The sequence below is a fragment of the Enterococcus sp. AZ067 genome (assembly GCF_051715005.1).
GTDB classification, from domain to species: domain Bacteria; phylum Bacillota; class Bacilli; order Lactobacillales; family Enterococcaceae; genus Enterococcus_D; species Enterococcus_D casseliflavus.
The window spans coordinates 1,601,873-1,622,144 of the sequence record NZ_JBIOSY010000001.1 but is presented as its reverse complement, the minus strand read 5'-3'; the positions used below and the strand labels follow the sequence as shown (position 1 = coordinate 1,622,144).

The following is a 20,272-nucleotide window of genomic DNA, read 5'->3' as shown; positions in this document are numbered from 1 at the left end:
CTTTCATTACTTTTGAATGAATATTTTGACGTCCCAAGGGTTTAGCTCAACACTCGTTCCGGCAATCGTTGTCTTATTTTCAAAAAGGTCAAAATATTCTTTGGTGAGACAAATTTTTTGAGGATCATTACAATAATTAAAGTAGAAAGATACTTTTTGTCCTTGTTCATTTAAACAATTTTTGATAATTACAGGGAAAGCTTCTGAGGGTCTTTCAATTTGAGCATGGGTCAACGTTTCAATGAATAATTTACGGATTACTTCATTTGAAGCAAAGCACCCGATATATGTTGCTGTGCCTTTTCCATAATGATTTTTTGTGATGGCTGCATATTTTCCCCAGTGCTGATGATTGTATGAAGCGATCGTCTCTGCAGTAGTTGGGACCAGCAGTTCCATCCATTCAGAAATATCATACGTTGTTGCTTCGTCATCCGCGAATGACAGAGTCACATTCTTTGGCTTAACAAATTGCTGATAGTGGACCCCACAAACTTCCGAGATATAACCTGGCTGAGCGGTGGTCCGAACTTTCACATGCTCATCCGTAAAGCCAGACTTAAAGGTGTAAAGAATATGTCCTCCATTTTCCACAAATTGATTTAGCTGTGCCAGTTCTGTGTCAGAAGCAGTGTATAAAGCTGGAACGATCAGCAACTTGTAACGGTTGATTCGTTCATCACCAACACTTATTACATCAGCGCCAACATTCAAATTATAAAGTTCGTCATATAGTTGACGAAAAATATCATTGTAGCCATGCGCACCGTTATTATATAATTCATGACCAGAAAACGGGAACCAGTCATTTATGGCTGTCAAGCTTTCATTACTGACAACAAAGGCAACTTGATTTTTCTGTTGTAACCCAGAAAGTTCTTTTTGGTATTTTTTCAACTCTGAGCCAATAATTTTCGCTTCGTTATAAACTGGATTTGGTTGCAGATCATGGCTTAACAAACCTTTCCAATAGGTTTCAGCAGAATTATGAATCGAATGCCAGTGCCAATAACAGATCATTGATGCACCTGAAGCAATATGGCTGAACGCTTGCAATCGCAATTGATTTTCATAAGGAACCCATTCCTTAAAGGCCTGTGCTTCTGTTTCAACAACAAAATAATTTTGATCTTTTGTTGTCCTAGCAACATCTCCCGCAAATGAAATCTCTCTTCCCGTGAGTTCATCCTGTGAAGGATGGTAAACATCAATTCCAGTAATATCGAGAGGTTTTGCAGCTTCAAAATGATTGACGTCTGGTTGAATGCCGAAAGAATAGCCACGCCATTCAAAATCAAAGTTGTGCATGACAAACTGATGATCTTTCTTATATTCATTGACGATCGAAACTTGCCATGCTAAAAAATCAGTGACAAGTTTTCTTTGGAATTTTGAAAACTCACTGCCTAAGCTCCCATTGATCGTACCATTAACAGATGGAAAATCTTCCCAAGCATTGATGCGATTGCTCCAATAAGACAAACCAAAGGCTTGATTCATTGCCTCCAAATCATGACTGAACATTTCTTTTACATATTTTTGAAATTGAATCTGGACATTTTCTCCTGCAGTTCCATAATGTTTCGTTTCATTATCTACCTGAAAACCAATCACCGCTGGATGATCAATGACTTCCTCAATCAGCTTTCGTATAATTCGTTCACTGTAATAAAGGTATTGAGGATTTGTTATATCCATAATTTGTCGCGCGCCGTACGTTTTCTTTCCTTCTTTCGTAGTAACCAATACCTCCGGATATTTTTTTACTAGCCAAGTCGGTACAGCATACGTCGGTGTTCCTACGATTACATCAATTCCGGCTGCATGCATTGCATCTAAAACACGATGGACCGACTGAAAATCGAAAACTCCTTCTTGTGGTTCATGGGTACTCCAAGTACTTTCCGCGATGCGCACAACATTGATATTCGCGTCTTTCATCATTTCAATATCTTTTTGCAACCGATCGTAGGGCATATACTCATCATAATAAGCAACGCCGTAGTGAATCTTACTCATAAAACTTCCCCTCTCTTTGAAACCGCTTTTATATTTGTGTTTACATTCTATAAAACATTTGCTAATCTGTATATGGACAAATATTTAGAGAATTTGTACATTTTTCAGGTGGTGGATCTATGAGTATATTAAAAGATGCTAAGCGATTACCAGCAATTGATTGGAAATTATCGTTCTTCGGGGGGCATACACAAGAAGTCGATGAGGGATGGTCTGTAGCTGAGGACAAGCACTTGGCTTTTGAATTGATCTATGTCATTCAAGGAAGTGAAGATGTTATTATAGATAAGACTTGTTACCACTTAGAAGCAAGTGACATGGTCATTATTCCCCCAAACAGCCTTCACAAAATCCAGGCCGGTCCTAGGCTTCATTATTTTTGCACGCATTTTGATATTGACGACCCAGATTTCGTCTCTGACATGATCAATTACAGCGACATTAAGATTACACCACAAAGTAGTTTTTTTATAGCAATCAAAGAAGTGATCCAACGTTGGATTCAATTGATCAATAACCCCGCTATCAAAGAATTCGAAAAGAAAATGCACATTCAAATTTTATTATCCCAATTTCTGCTTATATTGAATCATGAGATTGAGAAAAAAAAGCAACAGCAGCTCTTCCAAGAAAACAGCAACTTAACGATTCACTATGCAAAAACTATTTCAAAAAAAATTCAGTTGGAATTACAGAAAATTTGGAAAGATCCTCAAAAGCAGCGCTGTTTGTCTGATATATCAATCAAGGAGCTGATTGAAGAGATTGGGATCCAAGCATCTTATGGCAGTACTCTCTTTAAAAGAGTGTATGGTCTTTCTCCAAAAAAATATGAATCATCCTTAATTTTAAAAGAAGCAAAAAATTTGCTTAAGATCCACTCTCTTTCGATTGAGGAAATCAGTGAACAACTGCGTTTTAACTCCCTAGCAAGTTTCAGCAAACAATTTAAGCGGTGGGTCAACATGTCTCCGCAACAATACCGAAACAAATACTACAAATCGCTGAAAGAAAACGAATAATCAAAAAGTCGTTGAAACTATATTGTTTTCAGCGACTTTTTGATTGTTCAATTTTCATTGCATCTAACGATAACAAATAAAAACGAACCATTTATATATAAAGTTAGCTTTGTGTATCCAGTTCCCAAAAAGGTATTTGAAAAGTTCTCGCTCCTTTGTGAATAAAACGTTAGTATACACGTGCCAATGAATAATCTCTTTATGCACGATAGAGAAAATACAACGGTAGTTTTGCTAATTGGGATTCAGCGATTCAGCAAACATCAGGAAATGTTTCCATACATAAAAACACGATAGAAATTGTGAATAAAATGAACCCTAAGCAAAATAAACCGCCAATAAAACAGTTTAATATTTATCATTTAAATATATATTATATATAATATATGACCATCTTTGTGATAAAATTCAAGTATAAGCAAATCAACTTTTAGGAGTACGTGATCGATGGAATTAGAGCCAAAAGTAGCAAAATTGATTGTTAAAAGCTTAAAAGATATCATCAACCATGAAATCAATCTTTTTGATACCTCGGGTACGATCATAGCTAGTACAGATACCGTGCGGATTGGTACCAGTCATGAAGGCGCCCGTTTAGCAGCCAAAAATCAACAGACATTAACGATTGAACATGACAATCAGTTTAAAGGAGCAAAAAAAGGAATCAATATCCCGGTCCTTTTTAATCAATCCGTTGTAGCAATTATTGGAATTACTGGCGAGCGTACAAAGGTAGAGCCTTTGGGGAATATTATCAAAAAAATGACGGAGATTTTGATCCGAGAAAACTGGATTCAATTGACAAATTTCCATCAACGGCAAAACTACCACAGTCTAGCTACGATGCTGATCGCTCCTCAAAGAGATGATAGCTTGGCGGCTTATTTAGCCTCGCTCTTGGACATTGATTTGGAACGACCTCGCATCCTCGTGATAGGGAAATTCCTTTTTACTAGAGAAAAAAATAATCTGAATTATGAAAAACTGCTCCATACCATCCAATCGCATTTGCACATTTTTCCAGGTAGTTTCTTCTCGCTGATCAATCAAGAAATTTGCCTGTTTTTCGAAAAGCAGGAAGAAGCTTCGCTGATCCCCCTACTGATGCAAATGCAAAAGGATATTTCTAAGCGTTTTGATCGTCAAATGTCCTTTGGGATCGGCGGTTTAGCAGAAACCATCGATGAGTATTGGTCTAGTTATGAAAAGGCGCAAAAAACCGTCAATTGGTTGATCAATCAAAAAAGTGCGACCATCTCTTCTTATCAAGAAATGGATTATGGGTTGCTCTTTGTCGGGATTTCTGCAGAAGATAATAAACAATTGCAAAAGAAAGTGCTTGGCAGTCTGACTGTTGAGGAGATTGAGCAGTTCCAATTGATCTTTGAAACGTATAAACGCTACAATGGTAGTATTATGAAGTGTGCCGAGGCACTTTTTTTACACAAGAATACTTTTCAAAACAAACTGAATCGCATCACGGAAAAGACGGGCTACAATCCACGTAATTTGAGTGATTTTACTGTGTTGTCGGCTGCTTTTATGAGTTATCGCTTGTCTAATCTAGAGAGATGATTTGTTGAACAAGCAAATGCTTCAGCGTAACAAACTTCGCATTTAAAATTGATGGTATCATTTGTTGTTCAAGTCATCTGTTTCCAATCAGCCTGATTATCCATCAACAGCCTAACTCATAGCACCAGCAACGTTTCCCTGTTTTCTTTCTTCCAGTGGACGAAAAATTGTTTTTACACTGTATTTTTGAGTTTCAATACACGCAACAAAAAGAGAGTTCCTGTGAGAAGAAACGCTCTTTTATTATGTCCTTTAGTTGTGAACAGCTCGTGCTCTCTTTTCAATGAAAAGGAAAACAAATGACCTCGATTCGTTACTGTTAACCTTGCAGTTTTAAATCATTGATCGTTTCATAATAGTTTGCGATTGCAGAATGATCCCTTTTTTCTAATCCGTAGGCTTTCAGTGATTGCATAATCTCCATTGCAGATGCTGTAAATGGTGTAGAAACATTACTATCATGTGAGGTGTCTAATGCATTTTGCAAGTCCTTGATATGCAATTCGATACGGAAACCAGGATCGAAGTTGCCAGAAAAAATCTTTTCTGATTTTTGATCCATGACTGTGCTTCCTGCCAAACCTGTGCGAATGGCTTGATAAACTGCTTCAGGAGAAACACCTGCTTTTTTAGCTAGACAATAAGCTTCAGAAATAGCTGCGATGTTGATCGCTACAATCATTTGATTGGCTAGTTTCGTAATATTTCCAGCCCCTACTTCACCGACTCGTGTCACAGAAGAAGCCATCGTCTTCAATAAAGCTTCATATTTCTCAAAAACTGCTTTTTCTCCGCCAACCATTACCGCGATCGTTCCATCAATGGCTTTTGGTTCTCCACCAGAGACAGGCGCATCAATAAAATGGACTCCTTGTTCTTTCAAACGAGCCGCAAAGTCTTGGCTGGCTTTTGGTGCGATTGAACTCATATCAATGACTGTTTTACCAGCTGACAAGCCTTCAGCGATCCCTCCAGGATTGAATAGCGCCGCTTCTACGTTTGGAGAATTCGGCAGCATCGTAATGATCACTTCTGCTGCTTCTGCCACCTTGGCGCCTGACTCTGCTGCATGTGCACCAGCTGAAACAACTTCATCGATTGCGGATTGGTTAAAATCATACACAATAACCTCATAGCCATTCTTTACTATATTTTTCACCATTGGTTTTCCCATGATTCCTAAACCGACAAATCCTACTTTCATCAATACCCTCTCCTACTTTCGTTGATTTAATAAATATGCTCGGATCGCGGTTTCTCCAGCGATCACCACATTTTCCTCTACTTGTGTCATTGCTTCTTGCAAACTCATTGGTCGATGGATAATTGGCAAAATAAGGTCAATTCCAGCGGCATAAGCTGCCGAAACCTCTTTCTCCCGACTACCGACCACAGCAATCACCGGTTTATCGTGCTTTTTGGCTAGCTCGGCAATTCCCACAGGAACTTTGCCGTTCAGCGATTGCTGGTCAAGCTTGCCTTCGCCAGTTATGACGAGAGCAGCTTGGGCAATTTTCTTTTCAATTTCTACTAAATCTAAGATCGTTTCAATACCGTTGCACGTTTTGGCTTGGCAAAACACTTGCAATGCAGCCCCTAGACCGCCTGCTGCGCCTGCACCTGGTGCGTCAGCAATATCAATCTGCATCTCTTTTTTGATCACAGAGGCATAATGTTTCATCCACTGATCATAGGTTTTCGTTTGGTCAATCGGAATGCCTTTTTGAGGACCATAGATAGCAATGGCACCTTTTTCACCGACTAACGGATTCGTTACATCCGATAAAATATTGATTTTTACATCTTTTAATCGTGGATCGATCTTAGAAATATCTATCGAAGCAAGCTTTGCTAATCCAGCTAATCCTCTCGGGATGTCCTTTCCTTGATCGTCGTAAAAGGAGACCCCTAATGCTTTTGCCATTCCAGTCCCGCCATCACTTGTTGCACTGCCGCCTATGCCAAGGTAGATCTCTTTTGCGCCTTCATCGAGGGCAGCCAAAAGCAACTCCCCTACCCCGTAAGTCGAAGCATTTAAGGCATTCTCAGCATTTTGCTCGATCAAAGTAATCCCACTTGCTTCTGCCATTTCTAATACGACGATTTGATTAGGTAAAACACCATATTGCGCCTTCACAGGATTTCCCAATGGATTTTGAACAGTTATCCTTTTTCGTTTTCCTGCCAAGGCATCAACTAAAGCTTCGACTGTGCCTTCTCCACCATCGGCGACTGAAAATTTATCGATAGGACTATGAGGCAAAACCCGACGAATCCCTTTTTCTAACCACATTGAGATATCTTTACTGGAGGCACTTCCTTTGAAAGAATCTGCTGCAATCACAATTCGCTGTTCTTCCATGAATCCACCCCCTTTTCTATAGTTAGGCTTGATTATAAGAAACCCGCCTTCTTCATTTCATCAATCATCTTGTCTAACACAACGCCCTTACTTGCTTCCGTCGGCAAGATCGAAGGTCCCACATTCAAGCCCATCAAGTTTGCCATATCTTTGGTAGCTGAAGGGAAACTTGCTGCATCTTGCGATAAACGGATCGGGTTCAGGGTAAATTGGTTCTTTAGCGCGCCTTGGAAATCACCAGATACGTACTGGTCATAAATACCGCAAACCAATTCAGGATAAATATTTGCCGTTGAACACACACCGCCGACTGCTCCCACACAGAGTGAAGGATAAACAATGCTATCTTTTCCTGCAATCACTCGAAAGCCAACATCAGCATTCCGTCGAACCAATTCGCTTAGGAAGGTCAAATCTCCGCTCGAATCTTTGATCCCTACGATATTCTCAACGGTATGCGCCAGCTTTTCGATCAATGGTTGACTCAACGAATACCCAGCTCTTGCTGGATTGTTATACAAAAGCACCATCGTATCGGAAACCGCGTCTGCGATTGCTTTAAAATGATTGTACAGTGCTTCTTCTGTGGGTTTGATGAACATTGGGTGTAAAACGGAAATACCAGCGATCGGCAATTTTGCTGCCCGTTTGGCAAGTGCCACCGCATGTTTCGTACGTATTGGGCCCATCCCAAAGAAAACAGGTACTTTTCCAGCGGCTTCATCTAAAATGATTTCTGTTGCTGCAAGCATTTCATCATGTTCGAACATATAAAACTCACTATTACTGCCAAAAGCCAAAATGCCATGAACACCATGATCGATCACATGCCGTACGATCTTTCGCAACTTAGTTTCGCAAATCATTTCTTCTTCATTCACTGGCGTGAGTAAAGGAACAATGATCCCTTTAATCTTTTCTTTTTCCATTATGGTCAATCCTCTCACTCAAAGCTTCGATTAATTTGTATTCGCTCGATTACTCTCTGACTAAAGCTGGGTTTTTATTGTCAAATGTCCAGCCAGGAATCAAATACTGCATGGCAATCGCATCATTGCGCGCCCCTAAGCCTTCTTTTAAATACAGTTGATGCGCTGCATCTAGCTTTTCTCGGTCAAGTTCCAGCCCAAGGCCATGGGAATTTCTTGGAATGGTAATTTCACCGTTTTTGATTTGATGCGGATTTTTGGTCAAGCCTTCGCCATCTTGCCAAATCCAGTGGGTATCTGCGGCATTTACTTCCCCAGGTGCTGCCGCTGCAGTATGAGCGACCATCGCCAAAGAAATATCAAAATGATTATTGGAATGCACACCCCAAGTCAAATCTAGGTCATGACATAACTGTGCCACACGCACACTGCCTTGCATCGTCCAAAAATGCGGATCTGCCAGCGGAATCGTCACACTATCTAAGCGAATCGCTGCTTTCATTTCTCGCCAATCCGTTGCTACCATATTCGTCGCCGTCGGCAATCCTGTTTTTCGGCGGAATTCTGCCATCGTTTCTCTACCAGAGAAGCGACCTTCTGCACCACAAGGATCTTCTACATACGCTAATACGCCATGAAGGTCTTTGCAAAGCGCAATTGCATCATCTAGTAACCATCCGCCATTCGGATCAAGGGTAATCCGAGCATTGGGAAATTCTTTTTTCAACGCTTTGACGGTTTGTACTTCTTCTTGCCCTGATAACACGCCGCCTTTTAATTTAAAGTCCTCAAAACCATAGCGCTCATAGGCAGCTTTCGCTAACTTGACGATTGCTTCTGGGGTCATCGCTTCTTCACGACGTAGGGCTCCCCATGAATCATCGAGCGTATTGTCAGAAGCATAAGGCAAGTCTGTTTTGTCGCGATCTGCTACATAAAACAGATAACCTAAAAACTTCACTGATTCGCGCACTTGTCCTTCACCTAACAAAGCGGCAACGGGCACCTGCATGTGCTGTCCTAGTAAATCCAACAATGGCGCTTCAACAGCAGTCATAACATGAACCGTCGTTCGCAAATCAAATGTTTGGTTCCCGCGCCCACCAGCATCCAACTGCGCATAACGTTCGTGAATCTCTTTCACGATGTTTTTGTATTCGCCCAAAGTCCGACCCACAACTAATTCACGACAGTCTTCCAATGTCTGACGAATTTTCTCACCACCTGGCACTTCTCCTAAACCTGTATTACCCGTGTCATCAGTTAAAATAACGATATTTCTAGTAAAGAAAGGGCCATGGGCTCCACTTAGATTTAATAGCATACTGTCATGTCCTGCTACAGGGACAACTTCCATTTTTACGATTTTTGGAATCATCAAAATCTCTCCTAGTCAAATTGATAGTTTTTAATATACTGTTTCCCCAAAAAAGAATACATAGTATCGAGTGCAGACTTTTCGTCGAAAAACAGTGAATTTCTGTGCTAAAGAACATTTTTAAATAAAGATCCCCAATAAGATCCCTACTAGCGTCCATGCCAAGCTGATTCCCCAGAATTTAAAGAAGGAATAACGCAAGAATTTTCGTACATTGGTTTCCCCTAAATCACAAGCCATAATGATTTGTGGTTGGGCAATCAGTGAAGCAAACGCACCAATATTAAAGAATAATGTCAAGGCAACAATATCTGGAGCAACGCCATATTCACCTGCTAAAGCTGCAATGATCGGAATGAGCGCAAAAAACCAAGTATCGTTGGTAAACAACAGCATCAATGGCGTGCTAAAGATAGCGATCGCAATATGAACATAGGGACCAACAGCTGCGGGAATAATATTCACGAGAACTTGAACCATCGCATCCATCATGCCCGTTCCTTGCAAGATCCCCACGACAACCCCAGAAAGCAAAACGATGGGCGCAATCGGATATGTTTTTGAAGCATATTTACTGATCAATTGATTTTGATCTTTGAAGTCCGGATAGTTCACGCACAAAGCGATGATCAAACCAGCTGCGAAAATATAGTAAGAAGGCAGGTTTGAAAACGACAAAGCGATCACTAAGAGGATGGTCAAGATCAGATTGAACCAAAATAGCTTGGGACGAGCAAGCGGTCCATAGTTTTGCTCTTTCGCTAATGAATCAGCGATCCCATCAAACTTTTCTCCATTTGCCAGATGCTTTTTATGGACACCTAAACCTAAGAAATAACCAAGGATCATCGTTCCGATAAAGACAGTGATCCAAACAGGTAGCAAGGTGGTAAATAAGGTCATCGGTGCATTGGGTACATCCGGAAGCAGACTTGCAGCCCGTAAGATCCGTGCGTTCCATGGTGTGATCGATCCTAACATGATACCGACTGAGCAAAGAAAGACGAGTATCACCGGATCGATTTTCAACTTCTTAAATAGCGGCAAAAACAACGGGATCGCAATTAGATAGGTCGACATGACACTTCCATCTAATGTGGTGATCACAGAAATAAACACAGTCAAGCTACAGAGAATCGGCGCTTTGATTTTTACTTTTTTCAAAAACTTGAATACCATAATATCGAAGACTGCTGCATCAGATATCAGAGAAAAATAAGGTAATGAAAACATGATCATCAAAAAGATGTCTCGTGTCATATCAAGACCGTCAGCGATATATCCTTCCGTCGCTGTCCAGCTTGCCCCGCTTAAGAAAGAAAATGCGACAGGTATCAATGCAAAACAGACAAGTATATTTATTTTATTTCTTAGTAATAAACCCGTGATCAATGTCATCATGACAAAGCCAAGAATAGCTAAATAGCTCATTTTTTATATCCCTCCGAATAATAGATCAGTCAAAGAGGAATATAGCCGAAACTTCAATCAAAAATTTCAGCTATATCTCTGACATCAAGTAGTCCTTCAATAAATACCTTTAGCGCACAAAGCAAGGTTTTTTTGAGTCAAACTGCCAATCTTCAATAAAGTATTGCATCGCAATTGAATCATCACGGTCACGGTATTTTGGGTCCATTGACTGGTACAATTGATGTGCTTCCAGCAATTTCTCCATATTGATTTCAATACCTAGGCCAGGTTTATCGGTGATTTTGATCACGCCATCTTGAATCAAGACAGTGTCATCGCAAAGTTCTTGTCCATCCTGCCAAATCCAGTGTGTATCGATTGGTGTAATATTTCCTGGTGCAGCTGCGGCACACTGTGCGAACGTTGCCAACGTAATATCAAAATGATTATTGGAGTGAGAACCCCAAGTCAATCCCCAGTCATTCAAAATTTGGGCCATGCGAACACTTCCGTTTAATGTCCAGAAATGCGGATCAGCCAAAACGATATCTACTGCTTTTGAATTTAATGCATGATAAAATTGTCGCCAGTTGGTCGCAATCATATTTGTTGCCACTTGATGTCTCGTGGCTGTTTTGAATTCATTCATGATCTCACGACTTGAAAAACCTGCTTCAGGACCACATGGATCCTCCACATAAGAAATCGTGTCTAGTTTGTCTTTGCAAAGCTCGATTGCCTCTGCTAACGACCAAGCACCATTAGGATCAATATTGATCCGCGCTTCTGGAAACGCCTCATGTAAAGCAACTACTGCTTCCATTTCCTCTGTTCCCTTCAGCACGCCACCTTTGACTTTGAAATTTTTGAACCCATAGCGTGCCTCAAGTGCTTTTGCTTGCTGCACCATTCCCTCTGGTGTTAATGTTTCCTGTCTTCTAATGCGCTCCCACTCATCTTTTGGCTCTTCCTCTATGCGATAAGGTAGATCGGTTTTCCCTGCATCGGCGATATAAAACAAATACCCCAACACTTCAACTTCATTACGCTGCTGACCATCACCTAATAACGCACACATCGGTTTATTTAGAAACTTGCCAAGCAGATCCAGCATCGCACATTCAACCGCTGCCTCCGCTTGGACGACAAATTTCAGATTTTTTAAATCCAACCCTTGAAGTCCTTCCCCATCGTTTCCTTTCATCGCCGCTGCATTTTTGCGAATCGTTGTAATCACATTACGATAATTGGCAATTTCTTGACCCACGACAAAAGGAATGTAACTCTCCAGCATTTTGGTGATGTCTTCACCGCCATGGATCTCACCAATGCCTCTATTCCCAGTTTCGTCTTCTAATACAACAATATTCCTCGTAAAATAAGGTGCATGACACCCGCTTAAGGTAAGGGTCGGACTGTCATACCCAGCAATCGGAAACACCTGCATCTTTGTCACTTTTGGAGAACCATTTTTACTCATATTCATTCCACCTTCTCTATTATTTTTGGTTTGTTCAGTTTGAAGAAAAAACATGATTCGTAATCCAAACGCTTTAGGTTTTTATAAATTGCTTCCTGTGCATACCACTAAACCCTTCTTCGCTCATTCTTGTTAACAAAATCACAATACTTTGGTCAGTAAATGTTTTTGAAGAATTCTGCTCATTTTTCGAGCAATCGAAACAAAAATCAGTTTCTAGAAAGAAGGGTCCGAAACACTAACTAGACTAAGGGAACTTCTGATAGTTCTCGCACATTTCCAGTCATATGTCGAAAAAGCGTCAGCGTATGGAAGCGGTTTATGATCATTAACTTGCTCTAAGAATACAAATATTCTTCGCGAATAAAAAGGGTATGTGAGATAGTTATCCGCATCGTTTTTGCTTGATAAATGTTACAGAAACCATTTTAAGAATTCCAAAACAGCCAAATTTTTTCTATAATCGACAGGCTACAAGCGAAAAAACTGTAGGTCAAGCCATCGAGAAAATAGCAAAAAAACCGATAATGCCCTTGATGACCTCTTTCAGTATAAAGAACTAAATTTTACTGAATCAGTCGATCAAAACACATGAACGGTTTTGTCGCTACTTTTTATTCTGTTTTCTGCTAATCCAAGTCCCCATTGGATAATTATGTTTGGTTTTGCCCGTTATAGACTTTTGTTATCTGTTGAAGGGACTTTTCCCCATTGATTTTTTTAGCGTCACATAGTTAACGATAGACAGTATGACTATTCCTAAGAAAATCAACCGATCATTCAAGACTTCATCCGTCTGCGGGAGAAGTTTCTGCTTATTATGGTTGGCATCATCACTTCTTGCCGAGCTGGAAGAGTGACTTGACCCACTATTATTTAGCAAACCTTCCAGTGTATTGCTTGTACTACTTGGTTCTGTGCTACTGCTGGTGCTACTTTCACTACTTGGTTCCGTACTACTGCTGGTGCTACTTTCACTACTTGGTTCCGTACTACTGCTGGTGCTACTTTCAGTACTTGGTTCCGTGCTGCTACTTGTGCTGCTTTCACTACTTGGTTCCGTGCTACTGCTGGTGCTGCTTTCACTACTTGGTTCCGTGCTACTGCTGGTGCTATTTTCACTACTTGGTTCGGTAGTACTACTTGTACTGCTTTCACTACTTGGTTCCGTGCTACTGCTGGTGCTACTTTCACTACTTGGTTCCGTACTACTACTTGATTCCGTACTACTACTTGTGCTGCTTTCGCTACTTGGTTCCGTGCTGCTACTTGTGCTGCTTTCACTACTTGGTTCCGTAGTACTACTCGTGCTGCTTTCGCTACTTGGTTCCGTACTACTACTCGTACTGCTTTCACTACTTGGTTCCGTGCTGCTGGACTCCCCTGGTTCACCGGTTCCGCCACCACCGCCACCATAGCGTGGCGTATAGCCAGTAATACTGCTTGTTCTTGGCACATCATTGACCAAAGCATCAAGGATGCCCCGATTGGTATATTGTTCCAATGAACCATCCGTTTCTGTTTTGTAGGTAATGTAGATCCGTTCCTCTGTATCCCGCAAAGGAATTTCAAAGGAGCCGTCACTATTTAAAACGATCGGTACTTGCTCGACATACGTTGGGTTGGAAACGCTGGGTCCATAGACCACTCGAGCACTCGTACTGACTAGTGTCTGATGAGGACCTAAAAAGTCAATAAACGTTCCATCTTTGATCGTCACTTGGTCCGTGTCAAACGAGTTGATATACACTCGCCAATCAATGATCCGTTTGGGTTGTTGCGTACCTAAATACAGTCCTTGTTTGGTGAGTAAGGCACCCTCCCCTGAATCATCCACTGCTTGAATAAAAATAGGCACCGATTGCGTCCCATTTGCCGTTTCAAAGTTGATGTTGTTGATCTGATTTTCTATCACGTCATCACTGAACTTTGTCCAAAAATAAAAGTCCCCATGTACATTGGTATTTTGTTCGACAAATTCCGTGAAAACAAAGGTCAGCTGATTGCCAACTTGGGAAACATTGACCACTAAGTTGTTATTTTCATCGTATAAAGCATACGTATTATTAACGCCTTCAATCTCAGCTGGCAAGGTGACGGTCGCTTTGTCACCTGCTTTTAAATCACCTAAGTCCTCCAAACTCCAGGTCATATCTATTTTGAAGGAATCATCCTTTTCAATACTTGTGATGACCTCGTTGTGGCTATTAACGATCGATACATTTGTGATCAGCTTGGCACCCACATCGGTTTCCCCATAAACAACCCGCATACCAGCAAAAACAGGAATCAACAGCAGCAAGACAGCAAATGCTTTTCCTAAACGTTTGATCATTGGTTTCCTCCCTTAAGTGAGCGCTTAGCTAACCCCATCGGTCACAGCAATTACTGTACTCGACATGAATATTTTCATTAACAGTTGTCTTTTCGTTTCACGGTGAGAAAAATAGACTTCCAGTTGCCACATTCTTGCCGCGTATCAGCGACTGCCTAATAGAATCAGTGTTAACTAATTTTATCTGCTTTTCGGTGATTTACACAATTAAAACGCTTCATTGGTGAAAGAAAATAACAATGCAGCAAGCAAAAAACCAAATCCCAATCCGTGTGGATTGAAAGGGATTTGGCTAAAAAATAAATCACTCTGTCGGATCGGCGATTCGATCAATTTGCTGGAAGTACCGGTACTGACAAACAAAGTAAAAAACGATTTGGAAAATCAAAAAGAGACTAACGATCACGCCATAGTATTGCCAAACAGGCAATTCTACTAAAATACGCAAAGCGGTCATTGCCACCGCAAAATGGATCATTGCCACGACTGTTGGCAAGAAGTACATCACTTGCAGCTGGCGTCTCAGAACGTTGTGACGCTCCTTGGGCGACACACCTAAAATATGCAAGGAACGATGATACGCACCATCTTTATCTAAATCTGCAAATAAACGGAAATAGATAATCGAAGCGGAGAAAATAAAGAAAACCGAACCTAGTAATACCGTGATCATTAAAATGATGCCATTTCCTTGACGATTTTCTTGGAAAACTTGGTATTTCGAGGTATAAGACGTACGCATCGGAATGTCTTTTGCCGCTTCTGACCACTCTTCATCTGTATAGTCACCTTTGGCTTCAAACTCCCGACTGAGTTCTTCGTATTGCTGATCGATCAAGGCATTTTCTTTATCTAACTTTCCATTGAAATCAGATACCAATTCAGGTGTTTCAGCCCATTCTGGATAGTCTAACCAAATAAAACCAGATTCCATATCATCGTTAGATTCTTGTAAGAGAGCTTGCCATTCCTCAAAGGTCTTATCTGTCACAACTGACAAACCAAAGTGATTCAGAGAAAGCATTGAGGGGCTGTGGACAATCGTAATATCCTTTTTTATACCGGTTTCTGATCCCAATTCGATTGGATAGATACTTGTGCGTTCGTTCTCAGGGACTTCTAGAAGCTGTTTTCGACGTGAATAATTAGCACTAAGTGTCATTATTTGATTATCTGCAACGGAATCAGCTTCCTCACCGATTTGTTTCATCATTTTCTGATAGTCGCTTTCTCGCATAATTGAAAAGCCATTCGTCGTATAAAATGAATCATTCATAACTGCAGATTCATCAAGATTCGCATAGGCCCATAGTAAGGAAACACTATCCGTTACAGGTGAGTACCCTTTTTCTTCTATGGCAGTTTTAATTTCATTCATTTTCCCCTCAGAATGATCGAGGTCTTCTGGCCCAGACCACGGAAACACATAGGCTACACTGATTCCTTGGATTGAAGAAAAAGAAGAACTGCCAATCGCCAGCATCACAGAAATCCCAACGAATGCCACGGAGGTACTAATAGCGATCAGACTATACATCGCCGCATTGTCTCGCATGCGAAAGATCCATTCGCTGATAGTCAGCATCCGAGTCCCACGTAAGAAGGTCGGGCGTTTTTTTAATCGTTTCAACAGAAATACGCTGAACTGATGGAATGACAAAATCGTGCCTGCAACAGTCAACAAGACTCCTAGCATAAGTGGCAGCATTGAGTACGTTTGGTAGCTAAAATAAAAGACCGATCCATAGCCAACTAGTAACAGCACAATTCCTGAAAATGCCAATGCCCAATGACTTTTTGGCTCAGGACGTGGTTTTTCATTTTCCTTGATCAATGAGATGATCTGTTCTCCTTGCAAGGTCCGAGTACTGAAAAAGGAGATCAAGAGGAAAATAAAGACATAGATCCCAAAGGTCAATCCTAAACCTTCCATAGGAACCATAAATTTCAGTCCTTCTGTTAGATACATGACATTTTGCGCAATCAGCAGCAACAATTTCGTCACTAAAATCCCCAACCCAATACCGGTCACTGTGGCACAGGTTCCTAAAAGGGCATTTTCGACAAACAAAATCTTTCGCAGATCTTTTTCTTCGATCCCCAAAATCAAGTAGATCGCCAGATCACGTTTGCGTCGTTTCAAAAAGACCACAAATGTATACCATAAAAACAACAGCGACAGTAAGGCGATCACCACGAGTGCGACGGATAGACCGACCTTAGCTAAGCTTGAAAGTGTATCGCTATTAGATAAGTTTTCTTCCAATTGCGGATGAAAGAGCAAAAGACTAAAGATATAAAACACCATCGCTGCAAAAGCGCTGCTGACGAAGTATGCTGCATAGGTTCGAAAATTTCCCCGCAGATTACGAATGATCAACTGTCTGAAATTCATGACGGCGACCTCCTAAATGTGCTAGGACTTCAAGAATTTTTTGATAAAATTGCTGTTGATCAGCACCACGATAGACTTCGTTATACAGCTTTCCGTCTTTGATGAAAACGACCCGATCAGAAAAGCTGGCGGAATACGGATCATGGGTGACCATCATAGTGGTGACTTTTCGCTGTTTGTTCATCTGACTTAGTATTTCCATGACATCTCGTGCTGCCTTGGAATCAAGATTACCCGTCGGTTCGTCTGCTAAAAGCAATTCTGGTTGATGGATCAAAGCTCTAGCAATCGCAACTCGCTGCTGCTCTCCACCGGAAAGCTGATAGATGCGTTTGTCTTTTTTCTCATAGATCCCAAGTTCACGTAATAGCTGCTCCGAACGTTCTTTCATCTCAGGAACTGCCACCCGATCCAATGTCAGTGGTAAAATCACATTCTCAAGCACGCTCAATGGCGAAAGTAAATTGTAGTTTTGAAAAACAAAGCCTAGTTGCCGACGACGAAACTCCGCGAGTTTTTGCTTAGATAATTCTAGTGGCTGCTCTCCCTTGAGGATCACCGAACCTGAAGTCGGTTTATCCAATGTTGCCACCAAATTCAGCATGGTGGTCTTGCCACTGCCAGATGGACCCATAATGCTGATAAATTCTCCTTCTGGCACTTTGAGATCGATTTGTTGTAAAACCTCAACAGACACTTCCCCTGTATAGGTTTTCGATACATTTTTCAATTCTAGTAAAGCCATCATCTTCACTCCTTTGCTACCAGTTTAGCAGGCGGCACCGCAATCAGTTATCGATTTCATGATAGAAAGCTTACAAAATTGTAAGAAAGCCTTCACCTCCGAAATGTTAAGGTAACTGTCGTGCCTTGATTCTCCTTAGAGGCAAGCGACACATCGATATCTAATTGCGTACTGATCGTTTCAACTAAATAAAGACCGATCCCAGTTGCCTCTCCTGTTTGCCGCCCATTCTGACCTGTATAAAAGGGGCGAAAAACTCGCGGGAGATCCGCTGTTGCAATCCCGCAGCCTTCATCTGCGATCGTTAAGCTTCTAGAAAAAGGATCGATCTCAAAATAGACTTTACTGTCTGGCTTTGAGTACTTGATGGCGTTGCTGATGAGTTGAAAGAGCAAAATACCTAGCCATTTTTTGTCTGTTGTCACCGTGATATCTGCTTCACTCATCAGCTTCGGATAGACTTCACTGCGAATAAAATTTCGCTTCTGGTCACCGATACTGTGTTTTAACAATTCCAACAATGAGGCTGATTCGATAACGAAGTCCTCCGTGAAATCTTCCAAGCGCACAAAATTCAGCGCAGTCGCCAAGCCACTTTTTAAGCGATCTGTTTCAGCCAAAAGATCATAGCTATCGACTTCTTCACTTTCAGCCATTAGCGCCAAAACTGAGACAGGTGTTTTCATTTGATGAACCCAGATATTCATGAAACGAATATGATTTTGATGGTGCTGATCTAATTCTGTCAGCCGCTCTTGCTCTTGCTGTTCATGGGCATCGAACTGCTTGCGCCATTGCTTGGAAAGGTAGCCATTGCTTCGGTGTGTCGCTCTTCCATGCTTGATATACTGATAAAACGCAGTATTGGAAAGGTAATCTACCAAATAAATAAGAACAATGAACAGCCCGAATAGAAGCAGACCATAACCAATTACGAGGTAATTTCGATAGCCATCCAACCAAATCACTAAAACGAACAATGAAATGGCTAGGAACGTAACGAGTAGTTTAGGTAAATGAACACTTGCATATGCTTTCATTCTTCCGTACCTATCACTGATAAAGCGTAGCCCTTTCCGCGAATCGTTTGGATCGGATCATTGATGCCCATTGCCGCCAGTTTTTTTCGCAAACGGCCGACATTGACAGAAAGCGTATTGTCATCAACGAAGCGCTCATCATCCCATAATAGATTTAAGATCCGTTCCCGTTTGACCATCTCTGGGTGTGCCGACATTAACAGGGTCAATAATTCTCCTTCTCGAACAGTCAGCCATTCACTGGCTTCACGATAGACTATCTTCAATGCTTCGGGATAGTAGATCAATTCGCCAGCTTTCAAACTTCTCGCCCGATCAGACTGTGCATAATCCCCGTAGACTCTACGAATGTGGCTTTTTACTTTTGCCAGCAGCAAATCATAAGAAAAAGGTTTGACTAGATAATCATCAGCACCATATTCTAGAGCCATCACTTGATCCATATTGCCGTCACGGGCGGAGATGAAGAGAATTGGAACCAACGAGCGTTCCCTGATTTTTTGGCACCAATAAAACCCATCATAATAAGGAAGATTGACATCCAACAAAACCAAATCAGGTTGGATCATCAAGAATTCATCTAAAACCGCAGCGAAATTTTCTGGAACAAAGGTTTGATACGCATAGCGGGATAATTGATTTTCCATCATTTTGACTAACGATTTGTCATCTTCGACCACGAATATTTTCATATAAATCCTCCTGTTTTCTCTAAAGTTTACCAAATCTGTGTGAAAAAAACTGCAAAATTCCAGCTTTTTTAAAAAAAGTGTACTTATTTATTGTAAGCAAAATTATTTTATAGTATACTACATTTTGTGATTAAAACTTACTTAAAGTAAAGGTGGAAAAAAATGAAAAATATTTTAGTTGTTAAAGCCAATAACCGTCCTGATGGAGTATCTGCAAAAATGTTTGATACGTTCGTTGAAAATCTTGATACCAACAATGTGGACGTTGTAACCTTTGATGTGTACGCACAACCAATGCCTTATATCGGTCAAACGTTATTTGAAGCATTTGGCAAACTTTCACAAGAACAAGAATTAAACCAAGAAGAACAAGAATTGATGACTGTCCGTCAAGACGTGATGAACAAATTCGCAGCAGCGGATACCATCGTTTTCGCTTTCCCAATGTGGAACTTAACGATTCCTGCTGCCTTGCACACATTCATCGACTACATCTTCCAAGCTGGCTTTACTTTCTCTTATAACGAAGATGGTTCAATGAACCAATTATTGAAAGACAAAGAAATCGTTCTATTGAATGCCCGTGGTGGTGTTTACTCAGGCGAAATGAGCGCAATGGAAAACGCTGTAACCTTTATGGAAAAAGTTTTCGGTGGTATGTTCGGCATGAACATCACAGAAGAAGTAATCATTGAAGGCCACAATGCAGATCCTTCTAAAACAGCAGAAATCATTGCTGAAGGTTTAGAACGCGTAGCAGCAGCTGCGAAAAAATTCTAATCATTGCTATCGATCAACTCCTCAACAAAGCGCTATTGCTTGTTGAGGAGTTTTTTTATCCAAAAACGTAGCTCGTCTATGGATCGATAAAACAAAGAGTCCCCTTA

Annotated in this window: 15 protein-coding genes; 3 read left to right on the top strand and 12 right to left on the bottom strand. The window is 40.9% G+C overall.

Features of this window, described 5'->3' with window-relative positions:
* Nucleotides 1–6 precede the first annotated feature (6 nt).
* Nucleotides 7–2,019 carry a beta-galactosidase gene (locus tag IGI82_RS07665; protein WP_438841998.1) on the bottom strand — a complete coding sequence of 671 codons (2,013 nt, stop codon included), beginning with the start codon at nucleotides 2,017–2,019 and terminating at the stop codon, nucleotides 7–9.
* A 119-nt stretch (nucleotides 2,020–2,138) separates the two neighbouring features.
* Here IGI82_RS07665 and IGI82_RS07660 point away from each other — a divergent pair, with 119 nt between their 5' ends.
* The gene (locus IGI82_RS07660; protein ID WP_087627344.1) at nucleotides 2,139–3,041 is read left to right on the top strand and encodes an AraC family transcriptional regulator; all 903 of its coding nucleotides are present in this window, start codon (nucleotides 2,139–2,141) and stop codon (nucleotides 3,039–3,041) included.
* A 447-nt stretch (nucleotides 3,042–3,488) separates the two neighbouring features.
* Complete coding sequence (locus IGI82_RS07655; RefSeq protein WP_087627343.1) at nucleotides 3,489–4,616, top strand: CdaR family transcriptional regulator; 1,128 nt, start codon at nucleotides 3,489–3,491, stop codon at nucleotides 4,614–4,616.
* 319 nt (nucleotides 4,617–4,935) lie between these two features.
* Here IGI82_RS07655 and garR read toward each other — a convergent pair whose 3' ends face one another.
* The 11 genes from garR to IGI82_RS07600 all read right to left on the bottom strand — a co-directional run bounded on the left by garR (nucleotide 4,936) and on the right by IGI82_RS07600 (nucleotide 19,385).
* The gene (gene garR, locus IGI82_RS07650; RefSeq protein WP_087627342.1) at nucleotides 4,936–5,820 is read right to left on the bottom strand and encodes a 2-hydroxy-3-oxopropionate reductase; all 885 of its coding nucleotides are present in this window, start codon (nucleotides 5,818–5,820) and stop codon (nucleotides 4,936–4,938) included.
* A 12-nt stretch (nucleotides 5,821–5,832) separates the two neighbouring features.
* Entirely contained in the window at nucleotides 5,833–6,978 is a 1,146-nt protein-coding gene (locus IGI82_RS07645) for a glycerate kinase (RefSeq protein WP_087627341.1), read from the bottom strand.
* 32 nt (nucleotides 6,979–7,010) lie between these two features.
* A complete protein-coding gene (locus IGI82_RS07640) occupies nucleotides 7,011–7,907 on the bottom strand; it encodes a dihydrodipicolinate synthase family protein (protein WP_087627340.1) in 897 nt (298 codons plus the stop codon).
* A 49-nt stretch (nucleotides 7,908–7,956) separates the two neighbouring features.
* Nucleotides 7,957–9,285 (bottom strand): enolase C-terminal domain-like protein, encoded by a 1,329-nt coding sequence (locus IGI82_RS07635; RefSeq protein ID WP_438841997.1) that lies wholly within the window; start codon nucleotides 9,283–9,285, stop codon nucleotides 7,957–7,959.
* A 120-nt stretch (nucleotides 9,286–9,405) separates the two neighbouring features.
* On the bottom strand, nucleotides 9,406–10,716 hold the full coding sequence (locus tag IGI82_RS07630) for an SLC13 family permease (RefSeq protein ID WP_087627338.1): 1,311 nt from the start codon (nucleotides 10,714–10,716) through the stop codon (nucleotides 9,406–9,408).
* 109 nt (nucleotides 10,717–10,825) lie between these two features.
* Entirely contained in the window at nucleotides 10,826–12,178 is a 1,353-nt protein-coding gene (locus tag IGI82_RS07625; protein WP_087627337.1) for an enolase C-terminal domain-like protein, read from the bottom strand.
* A gap of 685 nt (nucleotides 12,179–12,863) precedes the next feature.
* Nucleotides 12,864–14,513: an Ig-like domain-containing protein gene (locus IGI82_RS07620; RefSeq protein ID WP_438841996.1), complete on the bottom strand. Its 1,650-nt coding sequence runs from the start codon at nucleotides 14,511–14,513 to the stop codon at nucleotides 12,864–12,866.
* A gap of 304 nt (nucleotides 14,514–14,817) precedes the next feature.
* Nucleotides 14,818–16,908, bottom strand: coding sequence for an ABC transporter permease (locus IGI82_RS07615; RefSeq protein WP_087627335.1), 2,091 nt, complete (start codon nucleotides 16,906–16,908; stop codon nucleotides 14,818–14,820).
* A complete protein-coding gene (locus tag IGI82_RS07610; RefSeq protein WP_016610278.1) occupies nucleotides 16,880–17,656 on the bottom strand; it encodes an ABC transporter ATP-binding protein in 777 nt (258 codons plus the stop codon). Before IGI82_RS07610 ends, IGI82_RS07615 begins: the two co-directional genes overlap by 29 nt.
* An 89-nt stretch (nucleotides 17,657–17,745) precedes the next feature.
* Nucleotides 17,746–18,693 carry a sensor histidine kinase gene (locus IGI82_RS07605; protein WP_087627334.1) on the bottom strand — a complete coding sequence of 316 codons (948 nt, stop codon included), beginning with the start codon at nucleotides 18,691–18,693 and terminating at the stop codon, nucleotides 17,746–17,748.
* Complete coding sequence (locus tag IGI82_RS07600) at nucleotides 18,690–19,385, bottom strand: response regulator transcription factor (RefSeq protein WP_087627333.1); 696 nt, start codon at nucleotides 19,383–19,385, stop codon at nucleotides 18,690–18,692. The genes IGI82_RS07605 and IGI82_RS07600 overlap by 4 nt, the downstream gene beginning before the upstream one ends.
* 162 nt (nucleotides 19,386–19,547) lie before the next feature.
* Here IGI82_RS07600 and IGI82_RS07595 point away from each other — a divergent pair, with 162 nt between their 5' ends.
* Nucleotides 19,548–20,165: an FMN-dependent NADH-azoreductase gene (locus tag IGI82_RS07595; protein WP_005225804.1), complete on the top strand. Its 618-nt coding sequence runs from the start codon at nucleotides 19,548–19,550 to the stop codon at nucleotides 20,163–20,165.
* The last annotated feature ends 107 nt before the right edge of the window (nucleotides 20,166–20,272 follow it).

Coding starts and splice junctions, on each gene's coding strand:
- IGI82_RS07640 (WP_087627340.1), bottom strand. CDS start 7,907: ATGGAAAAAGAAAAGATTAAAGGGATCATTGTTCCTTTACTCACGCCA.
- IGI82_RS07610 (WP_016610278.1), bottom strand. CDS start 17,656: ATGATGGCTTTACTAGAATTGAAAAATGTATCGAAAACCTATACAGGG.
- IGI82_RS07615 (WP_087627335.1), bottom strand. CDS start 16,908: ATGAATTTCAGACAGTTGATCATTCGTAATCTGCGGGGAAATTTTCGA.
- IGI82_RS07625 (WP_087627337.1), bottom strand. CDS start 12,178: ATGAGTAAAAATGGTTCTCCAAAAGTGACAAAGATGCAGGTGTTTCCG.
- IGI82_RS07630 (WP_087627338.1), bottom strand. CDS start 10,716: ATGAGCTATTTAGCTATTCTTGGCTTTGTCATGATGACATTGATCACG.
- IGI82_RS07660 (WP_087627344.1), top strand. CDS start 2,139: ATGAGTATATTAAAAGATGCTAAGCGATTACCAGCAATTGATTGGAAA.
- IGI82_RS07645 (WP_087627341.1), bottom strand. CDS start 6,978: ATGGAAGAACAGCGAATTGTGATTGCAGCAGATTCTTTCAAAGGAAGT.
- IGI82_RS07635 (WP_438841997.1), bottom strand. CDS start 9,285: ATGATTCCAAAAATCGTAAAAATGGAAGTTGTCCCTGTAGCAGGACAT.
- IGI82_RS07620 (WP_438841996.1), bottom strand. CDS start 14,513: ATGATCAAACGTTTAGGAAAAGCATTTGCTGTCTTGCTGCTGTTGATT.
- IGI82_RS07605 (WP_087627334.1), bottom strand. CDS start 18,693: ATGAAAGCATATGCAAGTGTTCATTTACCTAAACTACTCGTTACGTTC.
- IGI82_RS07595 (WP_005225804.1), top strand. CDS start 19,548: ATGAAAAATATTTTAGTTGTTAAAGCCAATAACCGTCCTGATGGAGTA.
- IGI82_RS07665 (WP_438841998.1), bottom strand. CDS start 2,019: ATGAGTAAGATTCACTACGGCGTTGCTTATTATGATGAGTATATGCCC.
- IGI82_RS07655 (WP_087627343.1), top strand. CDS start 3,489: ATGGAATTAGAGCCAAAAGTAGCAAAATTGATTGTTAAAAGCTTAAAA.
- garR (WP_087627342.1), bottom strand. CDS start 5,820: ATGAAAGTAGGATTTGTCGGTTTAGGAATCATGGGAAAACCAATGGTG.
- IGI82_RS07600 (WP_087627333.1), bottom strand. CDS start 19,385: ATGAAAATATTCGTGGTCGAAGATGACAAATCGTTAGTCAAAATGATG.